This is a genomic window from Achromobacter sp. GbtcB20 (genome assembly GCF_019091095.1).
In the GTDB taxonomy this organism is placed as follows: domain Bacteria; phylum Pseudomonadota; class Gammaproteobacteria; order Burkholderiales; family Burkholderiaceae_B; genus Achromobacter; species Achromobacter mucicolens.
On record NZ_JAGXJZ010000014.1, the window covers coordinates 1 to 15,174 of the forward strand.

At 62.9% G+C, this 15,174-nt stretch carries 17 protein-coding genes; 8 read left to right on the forward strand and 9 right to left on the reverse strand.

All coding sequences use genetic code 11. From position 1 onward, the window contains the following. The first annotated feature begins 494 nt into the window (after nt 1-494). From KVT32_RS18010 to KVT32_RS18035, 6 genes are all read left to right on the forward strand, one after another. Nucleotides 495-719, forward strand: coding sequence for a CrpP-related protein (locus KVT32_RS18010; RefSeq protein ID WP_056323273.1), 225 nt, complete (start codon nt 495-497; stop codon nt 717-719). A gap of 219 nt (nt 720-938) precedes the next feature. Beyond that, nucleotides 939-1,193 (forward strand): hypothetical protein, encoded by a 255-nt coding sequence (locus KVT32_RS18015; RefSeq protein WP_056323270.1) that lies wholly within the window; start codon nt 939-941, stop codon nt 1,191-1,193. 310 nt (nt 1,194-1,503) lie between these two features. Next, a complete protein-coding gene (locus tag KVT32_RS18020) occupies nt 1,504-2,361 on the forward strand; it encodes a ZIP family metal transporter (protein ID WP_175156006.1) in 858 nt (285 codons plus the stop codon). A 170-nt stretch (nt 2,362-2,531) separates the two neighbouring features. Next, nucleotides 2,532-2,831, forward strand: a complete 300-nt coding sequence (gene hdeA / locus KVT32_RS18025; protein ID WP_056323268.1) for an acid-activated periplasmic chaperone HdeA — start codon at nt 2,532-2,534, stop codon at nt 2,829-2,831. A 109-nt stretch (nt 2,832-2,940) separates the two neighbouring features. Continuing rightward, complete coding sequence (locus KVT32_RS18030) at nt 2,941-4,035, forward strand: mechanosensitive ion channel family protein (RefSeq protein WP_254636924.1); 1,095 nt, start codon at nt 2,941-2,943, stop codon at nt 4,033-4,035. Between the two features lie 63 nt (nt 4,036-4,098). Beyond that, complete coding sequence (locus KVT32_RS18035) at nt 4,099-4,407, forward strand: hypothetical protein (RefSeq protein ID WP_193725306.1); 309 nt, start codon at nt 4,099-4,101, stop codon at nt 4,405-4,407. 62 nt (nt 4,408-4,469) lie between these two features. On the opposite strand, the gene KVT32_RS18040 is transcribed toward KVT32_RS18035, so the two are convergent. Further along, the gene (locus tag KVT32_RS18040) at nt 4,470-5,555 is read right to left on the reverse strand and encodes a calcium:proton antiporter (protein WP_217618611.1); all 1,086 of its coding nucleotides are present in this window, start codon (nt 5,553-5,555) and stop codon (nt 4,470-4,472) included. Nucleotides 5,556-5,758: 203 nt separating this feature from the next. Here KVT32_RS18040 and KVT32_RS18045 point away from each other — a divergent pair, with 203 nt between their 5' ends. Then, entirely contained in the window at nt 5,759-6,157 is a 399-nt protein-coding gene (locus tag KVT32_RS18045) for a low affinity iron permease family protein (protein ID WP_371825599.1), read from the forward strand. A 112-nt stretch (nt 6,158-6,269) separates the two neighbouring features. On the opposite strand, the gene KVT32_RS18050 is transcribed toward KVT32_RS18045, so the two are convergent. From KVT32_RS18050 to KVT32_RS18075, 6 genes are all read right to left on the reverse strand, one after another. Continuing rightward, nucleotides 6,270-6,815, reverse strand: a complete 546-nt coding sequence (locus tag KVT32_RS18050) for a hypothetical protein (protein ID WP_217618613.1) — start codon at nt 6,813-6,815, stop codon at nt 6,270-6,272. Then, the gene (locus KVT32_RS18055; RefSeq protein WP_217618614.1) at nt 6,790-7,182 is read right to left on the reverse strand and encodes a phage holin family protein; all 393 of its coding nucleotides are present in this window, start codon (nt 7,180-7,182) and stop codon (nt 6,790-6,792) included. Before KVT32_RS18055 ends, KVT32_RS18050 begins: the two co-directional genes overlap by 26 nt. Before the next feature lie 77 nt (nt 7,183-7,259). Beyond that, complete coding sequence (locus KVT32_RS18060) at nt 7,260-8,948, reverse strand: ATP-binding protein (protein ID WP_217618615.1); 1,689 nt, start codon at nt 8,946-8,948, stop codon at nt 7,260-7,262. Then, nucleotides 8,935-10,455, reverse strand: coding sequence for an ATPase domain-containing protein (locus KVT32_RS18065; protein WP_217618616.1), 1,521 nt, complete (start codon nt 10,453-10,455; stop codon nt 8,935-8,937). The genes KVT32_RS18060 and KVT32_RS18065 overlap by 14 nt, the downstream gene beginning before the upstream one ends. A 244-nt stretch (nt 10,456-10,699) precedes the next feature. Further along, on the reverse strand, nt 10,700-11,680 hold the full coding sequence (locus KVT32_RS18070) for a putative Ig domain-containing protein (protein WP_217618617.1): 981 nt from the start codon (nt 11,678-11,680) through the stop codon (nt 10,700-10,702). 355 nt (nt 11,681-12,035) lie between these two features. Continuing rightward, on the reverse strand, nt 12,036-12,809 hold the full coding sequence (locus KVT32_RS18075) for a response regulator transcription factor (RefSeq protein ID WP_142054157.1): 774 nt from the start codon (nt 12,807-12,809) through the stop codon (nt 12,036-12,038). A 324-nt stretch (nt 12,810-13,133) separates the two neighbouring features. Between KVT32_RS18075 and KVT32_RS18080 the strand changes: the two genes are divergently transcribed. After that, nucleotides 13,134-14,510, forward strand: coding sequence for a mechanosensitive ion channel family protein (locus tag KVT32_RS18080; protein WP_217618618.1), 1,377 nt, complete (start codon nt 13,134-13,136; stop codon nt 14,508-14,510). Here the strand turns inward: KVT32_RS18080 and KVT32_RS18085 are convergent. Both KVT32_RS18085 and KVT32_RS18090 read right to left on the reverse strand, forming a co-directional pair. After that, on the reverse strand, nt 14,441-14,995 hold the full coding sequence (locus KVT32_RS18085) for a patatin-like phospholipase family protein (RefSeq protein WP_175155965.1): 555 nt from the start codon (nt 14,993-14,995) through the stop codon (nt 14,441-14,443). The two genes, KVT32_RS18080 and KVT32_RS18085, sit on opposite strands and share 70 nt — an antisense overlap. A gap of 20 nt (nt 14,996-15,015) precedes the next feature. Then, on the reverse strand, nt 15,016-15,171 hold the full coding sequence (locus KVT32_RS18090) for a hypothetical protein (protein WP_217618675.1): 156 nt from the start codon (nt 15,169-15,171) through the stop codon (nt 15,016-15,018). Nucleotides 15,172-15,174: the final 3 nt, after the last annotated feature.

Sequence of the window (15,174 nt, forward strand, 5' to 3'; positions counted from 1 at the left end):
TCCTCCTGTCGTGTGGTCGATACGATATGCCCGAGCGCCGCAAGTCGCGGGCCTGACCGAACCGCGCCAATTGGCGGTGCCGCGAGCTGTTCACGCACGCGGCGCTCCGCCAGTCATTTTTTCCGGTCGTGTAGAAATCCCCTCACCCCGCGTGCATCACGAGGCGGGCGTCACGCAGCGCAATCGCTTTGCAATCAGTAGGCCGCGCACGTGTGCGATGGGAACATTAGTTGCGGACGTCGAGGTGTCACAGCGACACAGTTATCGGATTCTGGTTGGGGAGCCCGATGGCTGGCACGGCCTCGCCACGTCGCTGTGGCCTTGCGTTTTGTTTGAACCGTGAGTCTTTGCCCCGCATTGCGGGGCACTTTTTTGCGGATCGACAGGCAGGTCTTACGGCGATGTAACACAGAAACGCGAAGTTACACGCCCTTCGTTGCGCGAGCGTTTTGCGCTGGGCAAACTAGGCGCTCGCATCTTTTGGGAGAGTTGCCATGCAAGTGGATATCCAGAAGCTGGGAGCAGACGCCGCGCGCCAGGGGTTGACCCTTTTGGATTGCCCCTACCTTCGCACCGCAGCCATGCCTGCGCACACCGGCGAATCCGTCAATGAATGGCGCAGCCGCGTCGAGATGTGGAAAGCCGGCTGGAAAGACGGCGTCAAATCTCGGGCAGTGAGCCGCGCCCCTTCGTCCCCCTTCATGAGCACGCGCAGGTAGTACCCGCCTGCTGTGCATGTCCCGCCGGGCCCTGGACCTCGTCCAGGGCCCGAATTGCTTGGGGCCCTGGCAGCCTGGCCAGCCAACTACTGGTCGGTCCCTCAAACCATGCCGAGGTTGGTCGGGAATTATTGCACTTTGTTGCACCCTGGCGGAGGCAGTTTTTGGAAAATCCCGTGGCAGCACGATTCTCATACATCACACTCTCTGGAGCGCACGATGAATACTGAACAAGGTATTTGCGTAGATGGATTCAAAGTCCACTGCGACGTCATTGAGTTGCCCAGCGGCAAGTACCGGTTGGACGTCACGACCCGGCGTGACGGCGACCTTGAGGACCAGCAAGCAGTCTGGCCCATTCCGAGCGGCAAGCTGTTTTCGGCTCAGCATGAAGCCGAGCGGCACGCGAAGTGGATTCTCAAGGGCATCCGGCGCGTCGACCCTAGCGGCACGCCGCAGTTCTGCCTGACCTGACGCGCGCCGCGCGCGGTCCGCTTGAGCGCCTTCGGGCGCTCTTTTCATGGGACGTACCGGCCGCCCGGGCACGCGCATTGCTAGGGCTCGACGGCCACACCCGGCCGGCAGCCCCCGGTGAACAAAGCTCCGGTCTTCACCCTGAGGAGCATCCATGGATCGGCCATGCCACGGCTCACAACCGGATTCAACGTTGACGGCCTCTGCGCTTGCACGTCTTACGGCAGCGCGCGGCCTCTTTTCGGGAACGTATTAAGTGCCCCGCCAGACCTCCCCAGCCGGCCAGGCGCTGCCGGACCCGCGGACCTCGATGCTGAGGGGGCTGATGGGAACGGCTCTGCTCATCGTGTGCGGGCTGGGCGTGTTCGCGTTATGGCGATACCTGGACGCCGGCCATCCCGCAGTTGGCGCCGCCTTGTTGGGCGGCTTGCTCGCTGCGGGCGCTACCGCGCTGGGCGCGTTGCCCGTCGCGTTCTCGCAACGCGTGCCCGAGCGGGTGCAGGACACCCTGCTGGGATTCGGCGCGGGCATCATGCTGGCCGCCTGCGCGTTCTCGTTGATCATTCCGGGCCTGGACGCGGCCCGGCAACTCGGCAGCGGCCCCTGGGCCGCGGGACTGACCATAGCCGGCGCCATCCTGCTCGGCGCACTGGCGCTGCTGCTCTTGGACCGCGTGCTGCCCCACGAGCATTTCATCAAGGGCAAGGAGGGCAAGCCCGCACGCAACCTGCGCCGCACCTGGCTGTTTGTCTTCGCCATCACGCTGCACAACTTTCCGGAAGGCCTGGCGATCGGCGTCGGCTACGCCGGCGCCGATCCCGTGCAGGCGGGTTCGCTCGCCATGGGCATTTCAATCCAGGACGTTCCCGAGGGGCTGGTGGTGGCCATTGCCCTGCTCGCCGCGGGCTATCGGCGCGCATTCGCCGTTGGCTTCGGGATGGCATCGGGGCTGGTGGAACCGCTGGGCGCCGTGCTTGGCGCGGCCGTCGTCGGCTGGTCGGCCTCGCTCTTGCCTTGGGGATTGGGCTTTGCGGCTGGCGCCATGCTGTTCGTCATCAGCCACGAAATCATCCCCGAGACCCATCGAAAAGGCCACGAGGTTCCCGCGACCTGCGGCCTCATGCTGGGATTCGTGCTCATGATGCTGCTGGACACGGCGCTGCAATGACGTCGCCGGGCGTTGCGGCGTAACCGGTATGGGCGAATCCCCCTCCGCCGTTGGATGTCGGCCGCGTTGACGACGCCCATCCGATTTCAGTAATGTAAATCGGTGAGCCTGCCGGCTCACTTTTTCGCTGTAAGCCATTCCATCTGCAAGCCAACCCCAGGAGCTCGAACATGAAGAAGCACCTACTGATGATTGGTCTCATTGGCTCGCTGACCTTTTCGGTCACCGGCCAGGCAGCTGATGCGAAAAAGCCTCTCGGCATGTGGCAATGCCAGGACTTCCTCGACGTCCAAGAGAGCTTTCGTCCCGTCGTCGTCAGCTATGCAGAAGCGCTGAACAACAAAGGCAAGCCCGAAGAGGCTGTGGTCGACGTAGAGGGCATCAGCACCCGCACGCCGATGCTGGTCAAGCAGTGCAACGAAAACCCCAAGCTCATGCTGCGCGACGCCTTGGCGGGTCTGAAAAAGTAAATGTCTCGACGCCCCTGAGGCTCAGGCTTCGGGGGCCTGCCTCGGCTTCCCAAGCACACGAGGAACAACATTTGCTGCGGTCGGCGCTCCGTGCATGGGAGGCCCCGTAATGAATTCATGGATATTTGGAGATTGGCTCAACGCGCACCCGATGGCGCTTTGGATCATCGCACTCGGCGTGGGCGCGGTGCTTTTCATGGTGCTTGCGACCGTGCTGAAGGTCGTGCGCGCGCGGCTGGAGGCGCGCGCGCAATTGCCTGGCCATGGTTTCGCCAGCGCCATGTCGCAGATACTGCGGCGGACCAACTGGGTCGTGCTCGCGCTGCTGTGCCTGATGGCCGGCATCGACGTCAGCGATGCGCCCCTGCCCTGGAGCGGCGCCACCATCAGCCATCTGTGGTTCGTGCTGCTGGCGTTGCAGGGCGCCTTGTGGCTGGAGCGCGCCGTGGACGTGCTGGTGCGCCGCGCGGTGCTAGCACGTGGCGACGCCAGCCGCGTGACCGCCACCCTGCTCGGCCTGCTGCTACGCACCTTCGTCTGGGCCGTGGCGCTGCTGGCCATGCTGGACAACCTGGGTGTGAACATCACGGCGCTGGTCGCCAGCCTGGGCATCGGCGGGGTCGCCGTGGCCCTCGCCGTGCAGACCATCCTGAGCGACCTCTTCGCCTCCATTTCCATCGGCCTGGACAAGCCGTTTGAAGTGGGCGACTTCATCGTGTTCGGGGCAGTGGCCGGCAGCATCGAGCACATCGGCCTGAAGACCACGCGCATCCGCAGCCTGGGCGGCGAACAGATCGTGTGCTCGAATACCGAACTGCTCAAGCAGACGATCCAGAACTACAAGCGCATGCAGCAACGGCGCATCGTCTTCTCGGTACGCATCAGCTATAAGACCGACGTCGAACGTGCCGCGGCAGTGCCCGGCATCCTGCGCGACCGGATCAACGAGCAGAGCGACGTGCGATTCGACCGCGCCCACCTGGCGCGATTTGGCGACAGCGCGCTGGAGTACGAGGCCGTCTACCACTTGATGAGCGCGGATTACAACCGCTACATGGATACGCAGCAGTCGATCAACCTGGGCATCATGCGCTCGCTCGAGGCGGCAGGCATCGCGCTGGCGCTGCCCGAACGCATCGTCCACGTCAGCGCCGCCGAGGGCGAGTCCGAGGCGGAGCCCGTGATGGCCTCCGAGCGTGGGTAAGCGCGGGACGCGCGAGGGCAGGCACGGCACTTGCCGCCCAGGGACGTTTTCAAGGAGAGCACCATGAACGCACCCCCTTCGCGCAGCCTCGATGCACCCGGCGCCCGCGATCCGCGGCACGCAGGCGCGAACGCGGATGGCAATCCCGCCCCGGAACCGTCAACCGAAGACCAGGTGGACATCGCGGACCGTGTCCAGAAGGGCCTGGGCAAGGCCAATGATCGCGAACGCGCACGCGAGGGCGAGTCCGTCGGCAAAGCGCCCGCCATCGATGGCAATCCCGCTCCGGAAGCGGACACCGACGGCGGGGTGTTCAAGCCCGCTGACGACACCCCTGCCGTGCTGCCCAAGAAATCTGGTCCGAAGGCATAGCCCTTACCATCCGAGAAGCGGCGCAGCCATGACCGGGCGAGCGCTTGCACCTGGCCCGCCCGCTACAACCCCAGCGACAGCAGCATCAGAAACGCCCCAAACAGCACAAAGTGCGTCAGGCCCTCGATGGCGTTCGTCTGCCCGTCGTTCAGGTTGATGGCCGCGACAACCAGCGTGACCAGCATCATCAGCGTCTGCAGCGGCGTCATCGCCATGTTGATCCGCTGACCGGTGATCAAGGCCATCGCCTCCATCGCCGGCACGGTCAGGATCACCGTGGACAGGGACGCGCCCAGTGCAATATTGACCACCGACTGCATGCGATTGGCCAACGCCGCGCGAAACGCCGTCAACATCTCGGGCGCCGCCGAGATGCCCGCCACAACCAGCGCGATCAGACCGACGGGCACGTCCATCCCTTTCAGGCCGCGGTTCAGCGCGTGCGACATCAGTTCGGCCAGCGCGCCCACCGCCACAATGCCCACCGCCATCACGACTGCCGACTGGCGCCAATTTGGCTGCGCGCCCGCCGGCGCGGGCTTGCGCGTCTTCTTGTCCGGATAGCTGTAGCTGAAAAAATAGCTGTGGGGCCCGGTCTGCATGCGCACGAACACGCCGTACATCAGCAGCATCGACACCACCGTGAAAGCGCTGTAGGCCCGCCAGCTTGGCTGCGGAACGAACTCGGGGATGATCATCGACACCGTGACGGCGGTCAGGATCATCACGCTGTACGTGCGCGCCGAATCGTCGTTGTAGGCTTGCTCGCCGTGCTTGAAGCCGCCGATCAGCGCGGCCACGCCAAGGATCCCGTTGATGTCCAGCATCACGGCCGAATAGATGCTGTCGCGCACCAGCGTCGGCGAGCCCGCCTTGGCCGACACGATCACCAGCACGATCACTTCGACCAGCACGGCCGACAAGGTCAGGATCATGCTGCCGTAGGGGTCGCCCAGCTTCTGCGCGATTCGTTCCGCATGGCGCGCAACACTGAGCGACGCGGCAAGAATCGCGGCGATCAGCACGACCGTTTCAACAAGGCTGCCGGCCTGGCCTAGCCCTTCCAGATGCGGCTCAACAAAGAGCCCCGCGACCGCGAGCCCGCAGGCCAGCAGCAGGAACATTTCAGACTGCAGTAGAGATTTCATTGCAATGTGACGGGGCGAAAGACACCGTGAGCCTAGCACGTGCCATGCCGCGTGGCGGGCGAGCGCTCGGGCATGAAGCTTGCTGTCGGGTTTTACGTCACGCAGGTCCGAGCGTGTAGGAATGGAGCGCCATGCCAAAGAGAAGTGCAGCAAAGCGGCGAGCAAAGTGCGAGCCAAAATCCCGGCCCGGGAAGGCCGGAAAAGTGAACCCGATCTCCCACTTTTTTGACCGCTTCGCATCGCAAGTCACGAAGCGAGCGGGATCGCCTGTCGCGTTCGGCATCGCGCTGATCGCGGTGGTCGTGTGGGCGTTCTCAGGCCCCGCCTTCGGCTTTTCCGAGACATGGCAGCTTGTCATCAACACCGGCACCACCATCATCACGTTTCTCATGGTCTTCCTGATTCAGCAAAGCCAGAACAAGGACAGCGAGGCGCTGCACCTGAAGCTGGACGAACTGCTGATTGCGGTGAAGGGCGCCGACGAGCAACTGGTCGACGCTGAACGACTGGACGAGGAAAAGCTGCTTGCCTTGGCGTCCGCCCTGACAAGCCGGGCGCGGAAACAGCATCGGCAACGCGCGCGCAGTCGCCGCCGGCAGTGAAGGGGCGCGGGTCCGTGGGCGCTCTTGGACCGGCCATGATCCGCCCGTGCATTGGACCCGCGTGGGTCCACCCGTGCAGCAGGCGCGTTCGCGCCTCGCGTTTGCCTTTGCGCTATGGAATCGATGAAACGTCACGGCCCGCCGGCGCGGCCGGCACGGGAGGGGTCTGCCGGGTTCGCGGAATGGGCGGAATGGTCTGCATGACTTGAGACTCCTGAACGAGCTGGGCGCGCTGACCTTGCTGCACACGCAATTTGCGCAGCCGCGCCACTTGAAGATCCAGTTGCGCCCGAAGCCGCTCGATCTCCGCGTCGTCGGCCGACCTGGCGGCAGCGGCGCGCACGTCCGCCATCATCTTCTCCAACCGGGCCAGTTCCGGATCCGACATCGGATCGCTGACGCGCCGCACCTGCATGCGGCCTATCAGTTCGGCAACCCGGTCGCGCATGGCCACCGCTGCCATGGCGCGCAGCGGCTGGCGCAAAAAGCGCGGCCATCCCAGCGTCGCACCGGCGGCCAGCGCGGCCGTCCGGGCCCACGCCCCGGCCGCTCTGTTGAGCGGTAAGCGTCGCGGCATGGGAACATCGAGCGCCTGGCGGTCGCGCTCCATCTTGGCCAGCAGGGCCTCTTTATCAGCCAGTGTGGTCGTCTTGGGCATAATGGCTCCGTGCAGCAGCGGTATCCAGGCGCACCTGATGACTCAGTTCCGCGAAGGGCGACGCTTTCGGCGCGCTCCGTGTCGAAATCGTCAGCGAAATCAGCGTGATCAGCAGCCAGGCGCCGGCCACCAGCCACGCGGCCAGCTTGCGATGCTCGGTGTCCCAGAAGCTCACAATCGCGGCCACCGAGATAAAGCCCAGCGTGCCCAACCCGCAAAACACAAGGGCCACGCTGCTGATGACGGTAGCAACCAGCGCCGACCGGTACAGGGATAACTCGATCCCCACCAACTCCACATAGTCCCCCGACCGTTCGGCGGCAAAAGCCGCGATGCGGCGCAATCTACGCAATCGTTCTGCAATCATGGCGTCTCCTTGGCGCGTGGCTGTCAAGCCTGGCGGTCAAGGCTCGCGCAGCAATTGCCATTCCCGCGCCAGGACCGCTACGTCCGCCCCGACGCGCGCGCGCCGGTCAACCGGATCAACAGGCCGGCCAGTTGCTCTAGCCGGTAAGGCTTGGGCAGAAGCGGAATGCCTTCCTGCCCGGCCTTTTTCACTTCCTCGCCCATGAACCCGGTCATTAGCGCCACCGGCAGTCCCGGGTTCCGGATACGCACTTCCCGAGCCAATTGGATGCCGTTCTTACCGCCCGGCATCATGGCATCCGTCAACATGACGTCAACACGGCCATCGCCGTTCAGCACTTCCAACGCCTCGGCGGCACTGGAAGCGGGCGTGACCGCATAACCCAACTCTTGCAGCATGCTGGCCGTCAACGCGGCCACTTCGGCGTCATCTTCAACCAGCAAGACATTCAGCGTCGAGGCGCGTTCCCGAACCGCACGCACATCGGCCGGGCGGCCGCGCGTGGCGGCCTGCTTTGCGGACCGGGGCAGACACACCGAAACGGTGGTGCCCATGTCCGGCTGTGTGGAAAGCTCGATGGCGCCGCCCGACTGCTTGGCAAATCCATACGCTTGCGGCAGCCCCAGGCCCGATCCCTTGCCAACATCCTTGGTGGTGAAGAATGGCTCGAACACGCGCGCCGCCACCTCTTCGGACATGCCCGTGCCGGTATCCGTCACGCGCAATGCAACGTGGTCGACCGTCAACTCGCCCTGCCCCGGCGCGGCCACGTTCTCGGTCCGGATTTCGATCACGCCGCCGTTGGGCATGGCATCGCGCGCGTTGACCGCCAAATTCAGGATGACGAGTTCAAGCTCGCCCGGATCGACCTCCACCGGCCACAGGCCGTCGGCCAACGCCAGCGAAACGACAATGTCGCCACGCAGGCTGCGCTCCAGCATGTCGAGCATGTCGCGAACGACCGTGTTCAAGTCCACTACCTGCGGACGCAAGGCCTGGCGGCGGGCAAACGTCAGCAACTGCCGCGACAACGAGGCGCCCCGGTCCACCGCCTGCCGCATCGACGCATACAGGCGGGTACGCCGCGCATCGTCGATGGGACGCTGCAGCATTTGCAGCCCCCCCGAAATGACCATCAGCAGGTTATTGAAATCGTGGGCCACGCCCCCCGTCAGTTGTCCCAGCGCCTCAAGCTTCTGGGCCTGGCGCAGCGACTCTTCAATCCGGCTGCGCTCGAGCATCTGTTGCTGAAGTTCGGCATTGGCCATTTCCAGCTCCCGGGTCCGGCTTGCCACCATGGACTCGAGCGCCTGGGCCGCCTGCTTCTCGGCCCACAACAGAGAACGGATCTCATACTGGCGCATCCTTGCGCGCGCCGCCGTCTGCACCATCGTGGTCAGGGCAAGGCTTTGGGTCGGCCGCTCCAGCAGCGACACATTGCCCAGCAGCTCCGTCATCTTCTTGCGCCACCGCACGACGGGTCCGCTCTGCGACTTACCGGTCAGCACGACAAACGGCAGTCCGGACCAGGCCGGCTGCGCCTTCAGCCATTCGCTCACCAAGTCCAGATTCTTGCCGAACAGCCCTTCCTCGGTAATGCAAGCCGTCAGGGCGCCGGTTTCCGCCTGCATCAGCAGGTCTTGCGCATCCTTGCACACGTATGTAGAGAAGCCGGCGCGCTGCAGCAGCCGCGCGCCGGCCGTGCCATCGCGACCGATCGGGGCATACACCAGAACACGCGCTTCGGCATCCTCAGGACGAAGCATCGGGTACGCTCAATAGTCGCAGGTCTTCACCCGTGTACTGCGGGGTGCCCGAAAACAGTCCATGAAAGGCGGTCAAGGGCGGCCCCAGGGTCAGACCTGCCGACGACATGGTGAATTCGCGCATCACGTGTTCGTGCGCGCCGCTGCGTTTCTTGACGACCGAAATCGCACGACGCACGCGTCCGCCGTATTCGAAGTAACGCAACATGATTACCGTATCGCTGAGATAACTGATGTCCAGCGGCGTTTCCATCGGGCCCACCAGCCCATGCTCGGCAAGCACCATCACGGTCGTCACCCCCTGCTGGCCAAGGTAACTGAGAAGTTCGTGCATCTGCAGAATCAGAAACCGTCCGTCGGGCATGGCATTCATATACCCGTTCAGGCTGTCGAAAACCACGATGCGCGCCCCGCCCTGCTCGACAGCGCGCCGCACCAACGCCGTAAATTCGCCAGGGGACATTTCGGCCGGATCGATTTGCTTGAAGTTCAGCAATCCGGCATCCAGCGCGGTATCCAGTTCCATCCCCAGCGCGCGGGAACGCGCAAAAAATGTGGCCCGGGATTCGTCAAACGCAAAAATTGCAGCATGCTCGCCTCGCTGCGTTGCAGATGCCGCGTAGGTGGCAGCCAACGAGGACTTGCCCACGCCGGCCGCGCCAATCAGCAGGGCGTTGGTGCCACGGTCCAGGCCACCGCCCAACAGGCTGTCCAGCTCCGCGTTGCCGCTGGGGGTGGGCGTCGGATGAAACTCCTTGTGATGCTCGGCCGCGACGAGCCGCGGATAGACCTCCAACCCGCCCCGCTTGATCGTGAAGTCGTGATAACCGCCCCGAAAGTCCACGCCGCGCATTTTGAGAATGCGCAGCCGCCGCCGCTGGGCACCGAAATCCACGGCCATCTGCTCAAGGGCGATGACGCCGTGCGAGATGGAGTGCAACTGCAGGTCGTCCTCTTTGGCCGCCTGGTCGTCCAACAGAATCACGGTGCATTGGCGATTCGCGAAAAAGTGCTTCAATGCCAGGATCTGGCGGCGATAGCGCAGCGAGCCCTGCGCCAGCAGTCGAAGTTCAGAGAGGCTGTCAACGACGACCCGCGACGGATTCAGCGATTCCACCTTGTCCAAAATGAGCCGCGTGGTTTCGGTCAGCTCCATCTCGGCGGGGTGCAAGACAGTGAGCTCCCGCTCGGGGTCCAGCACGTCTTCCGACACGATCTCCAGGATCTCGACGCCATCCAACGACCATCCATGACGGTGCGCGACGAGGTTGAGCTCAGCCGGACTTTCCGACAACGCGACATACAGCGCGCGCTCGCCCTGGCGGACACCCTCCAGCAGAAACTGCATGCCCATGGTGGTCTTGCCAGCGCCTGGACGCCCTTCGCAGAGATACATCCTGTTGGGATCCAAACCGCCGCCCAGAATATCGTCAATCCCGGAATTACCGGTCGAAATGCGGGGTTCAGGCTTGAAAGCCGCAGTCTGTTCTTCAATCGATGCGCTCATGGCTTTCCCGTAAATACGAGTTAAGCACCAAGCATATCCCCATCGGCAAATGGGATCAGCCGCTCAGACGGAAAGAGATGTTACGTCCTGAATCGCTGCGCTGGAGCACAGGGGGGGTTGTGCAATAAAAGGAAAACCCGGGGTGCAGCACCACAGGGCGCGAGTCCAATACGTCCCCAAAAAATAAAAACCCGCCTTCCAGAATGCGGAAGGCGGGTTTTTTATTTTTACTTAATACTTCGATTTACTCGAACGAAATCTGAAGCTGGGGATTGATCTTCCATTCGAATCGGGCGCTTGCCTCGCCGCCGCCGGCGTCTTGGGCCAGCACCACGTAACGGCCCTCTTGCGGCGTGGGCGGTACCAGACCGCGCAGCGTGCCGGTGGCCTCGTCAAACTTCAGGCCTTCGGGAAGTCGGGCAGGCGTCGTGCCGTCCTTGTCGAAGAGCGCGTAGCGCACCGCGCCGCTACCGCCCGTGGCGTTCACCACCGGCAATGCCGTCGGCATCGTGGCGCCGGCCGTAAGTTCGATCGGGTTGGTCGAGATTTCGAGCGCGGGCGCCAGGTTGAAGTCGACCGGAATGGAAACGCGGGCGCCGCCTTCGTCGCTGATGGTGGCGGTAAGACCTGCCATTTTTTCCAGAGACTTGGGCACCGCGCCACTGACACGGCCGCTGCCGTCGAGCACCAAGCCGGACGGGATACGCATGGCGCTACCATCAGCGTTTGAATAGGACACGGCGTAGTTGCCGGTGCCGCCGCTGACGTTGATGAATTTGACGGGGCTCTTGATCCGGCCGCCCGCCGTCGCTTGAATGGAACCGCCTTCGACATTCAAAGGCGGGTTGATAGTCAGTTGCACCGCCCGGCTGGCCTTGCCGCCACCGCTATCTTCGACCTGGATCAGGTAGGTCAGCGTCTTGGGGCTGGCGACGGAGGGCGCGGCGCCCGAGAGCGAGCCGTCGGATCCGAACACCAGGCCGGCGGGCAGTTCGGCGGGCTTGCCGCTGGTGTCGAGCAACCGGAAGTTCAAGGTGCCGGTTCCGCCGGAGGTACGCACACGGATCAACTGGGAATTAAGCGTTGCGCCCGACGTGATGGACAGCCCCTTGTCGGGAGCAATGGCCGTGCCGCGGGACCGGGCAATTTCCTGACTGCCCGTGGACGTCGGGGAGGCGGCAGGCGTGCCCTTGACGGGCGCGGCGCGTTGCGAGATTTTGCCCACGGGCGGTTTGAAGTCTTCGGCAGCGATGGCTTGGCCTGGCTTGACTGCGATCAGTCCAACAGCGACTCCCAAGCACGCGAATCGGGAGATTATTTTTTTATTCATAACAGTCCTTGTGACTCAATCAACGATGCGCTCTGCGCGTTAAATATCACTCAACAGGCCGAGCGTAAAAACGCTCGGCCTGCGAGACCCAATAACCGCGTGCGCCTCAGACAAACTTGACGCTCCGCCATGTCTCTTTGCATTTACATCGCAGAACCGCGCAAGGCTGCAGGCCACGATCAGCACTGACGTATCGGAAGACTGGGCGAGACATTATTTCAAGAACAAGAGGCTGGAATGGAGAGTAAAACTACCCTTTTGCCAGCACATAATCGGATTGCCCCTCGCTCGAGCGCCAGTCAGTGCCGGGCTTTATCAGACCGATGAACAGCCGGGCCAACGCAAGCGAAGAATTGATATTCAGCTTGGAATAAACACGCGCCTTGTGGTTGTCCACGGTTCGCACGGAGATATGCAGATGTTCCGCGATTTCCTTGCTGGAATGCCCCGCAATCACGCCTTGGACGATCACAAGCTCACGTTGCGTCAGCAGCGCCTTTCGCGCTTCTTCCTGCTCCGCCCGCACGCGATTCAGATGCGCGCGGCGGCTCAGGCGCAGCGCAAAGTGAATGGCATGGGATAGACGGCTGGAATTGAGCGGCTTGGCAAAGAAGTCCACCGCACCGCGCCGCATGGCCTCGACGGCGTCGCCGAATTCAGGCTCGGACTTGATGAAGATCATCGGCAGGGCGGCGTTTGCCTGGGCCAAATCGCGATCGACAGCCCTATCTGCGGTCAATTTTCCAAAGTCCATGATCAGGCAGTCGCACTCGCCCTCGGAATAAATGGACAGGAAATCACGCACTGTCCGGCTCTGTATGACGTCGATGGAAAAATTGGCCAGAATCCGTCGAACGGCCCATTCCGATGACTCGTCTTCGTCGACGATGTAGGCCTTGGCGCCGATGGGAAATGGGTCCGCGTGGGCCGCCCGCACCGCCACCCCGCGCGGCGCATGGAACGCGTCATGGATAAACCGAGGGTGATACTGCCCCCAGTGCAGCGACTGTTCGGAATACGGCATCGTCTGTTATGGCAAGAACGCAAAATCGCGCATCCCGGCAATCTGGGCAGCACTGCGCGCAAGTGACGAAGTATAGGAACGCGTCCACAAGCATTCCCATCAGAAATCTTCGATTCTTTGGGCCATCCGTCTCGCAGGCGCCTCGCGTGGCCACGGCATTCACTGCTGCCGGCGTTTTCATGATGGAAGTCAACATCGACGCTGGCCTAATCCGCAATTCTGTCCGGATGGTCGTCATGCCGGATAAATCGTGCGAAACGAGCCTCGCGCCCACGCTCGCCGGTGAAGCGCGACTCAACGATGCGGTGAGCGTGGGAGACACAAATGGCCCGCAGACTCAAGTCGTTCATCCTGGCCGCCGTGTTGTTGGCGCCCCTGCTCGCGTTCGGGGCCGCTGGCGACGAGGCGCGTTCCACGGCCCCTGCCCTTGAATTGACGCTGGAGACAGCCCCCGTCGAGATCGACGGCCAGGTTCTGTTCACGGTTCGTGGGTTGTCATCGTTTCCGGCCGAGAAACGGGCGCGATCCATTGGGCGAAGAATCGAGGAAGCGGCCGCCGATGCCGCCTTCGCGAGCGCCGGGCTGAAAGTGGACACCATCGAAGCCGGCTCGGTCATCCTGGCAGGCAAGACGGCATTGATGGTCGTCACGGATGCGGACGCCCAGCTCGAGCAAACCACGCGCGAGAACCTCGCGGCCTTGCACCTGGCGCGCATTCGCCAGGCCATCGATGAATACCGGCTGACCCGCAGCACGGACTACCTGATCAAGGCGGCGCTTCATGCTGCCGGGGCCACCATCCTGCTGGCGGCCGGCATTGCGGTCTTGCTTCTGCTCAACCGCTGGCTGGACAAGGCCGTCTCCAGGGTTCTGAAGCGTCGCGTTCACGACGTGGACATCCAGTCGTTCGAGGTCGTGCGGTCAGACACGATCTGGAAAGCGTTGCATGGCGTAATCCTGGCGGTCGGGATCATGACCATCGTCGTGTCGATCTACGTATACCTGCAATATGTGCTTGCGCGCTTTCCCTGGACCCGTTCCGTCTCGAACGACTTGTTCGACCTGTCGACCCGTGCTGCCCGCAGACTTGGGAAGTCCACCGCCGAGATCATTCCCGACGTCCTGATTCTGACCATCATCTATTTCCTGACCCGCTTTACGCTAGCCCGGGCCCGGAAATTCTTCGCCGCCGTGGAACAAAAGCGCGTGGTCTTCACGCAGTTCGAACCGGATTGGGCCATGCCGACCTACAAGCTGCTCCGGGTGCTGATCCTGGCGTTTGCAATTGTCGTTGCATACCCCTACATTCCGGGCTCCGAAACCGCAGCCTTCAAGGGCATCTCGATCTTCATCGGGCTCGTGCTGTCGCTAGGCTCTTCAACGGCAATATCCAACCTTATCGCGGGCTATCTGATGACCTACCGGCGGGTTTTCAAGGTTGGGGGTCGGGTGAAGGTGGGCGATGTCGTCGGCGAAGTTGTGGCCGTCCGCCTTCAGGTGACGCATTTGCGCACGAATAAAAACGAAGAGGTGACCATACCGAACTCCCAGATTCTGAACAGCGACGTCACGAATTACAGTTCCCTTGCCGGCACCAGAGGTTTGATTCTTCACACCACGGTCGGGATTGGCTACGAGGTGCCGTGGCGGCAGGTCGAGGCGATGATGACCATCACGTCGTCTGGCGAAGTCGTTGTATAGACTTCCTTCAGCGTCGCATCATATTTCTTGCCGGCAAAAGCGAAAGGGGCAATCAGTGCCCCCGTGCTGATGCCGGTCACAAGCTTGAACTCCGGCCGAGTGCCTGTTTCCGTCCATGCGTTCAACAATCCCGCCGCGAACGCCCCGTTGTCGCCCCCACCAGAAATCGCAAGGAATGCCGCGGGTCCCAGCTTGCCCGAATATCCATGCCTGGCACGATAATCCTGTTCCCTTTTCAACGACTCGTAGGCCGCCTGAATGATTTTCGGCGAGTCGGCCACAACCAGATAGCGCACACCAGGCATTCCTGGAACTTCAACCTGATCGACCAAGCCGTGCGGCACCGCCTTCAGCCTGGCGGGCGTCGCGGTACATCCTTGAAGAAACAGCCCGGCCGCCATGATCAGGGCAAGGCCGAACGCAGCGACAATGTGCCGCCTTCCAGCAAAAAGCGTCTTGAACAGCGTCGCGAAGAATCTGCTCATGCTCTATTTCCTTCGGCGCCTCAACTACGCGCGCGCAGTGCCACGGCAATCGACTCAAGTGCGAATCCGATGTTTGGAAGGACCTTGCCCACCATGCCGCTGTTCATGTTCAGGATCTTGACCCGGCCGCGCACGGCCTTGTCGAAGTCCTGCACGATCAGCCGGGTGTCATCCACGAA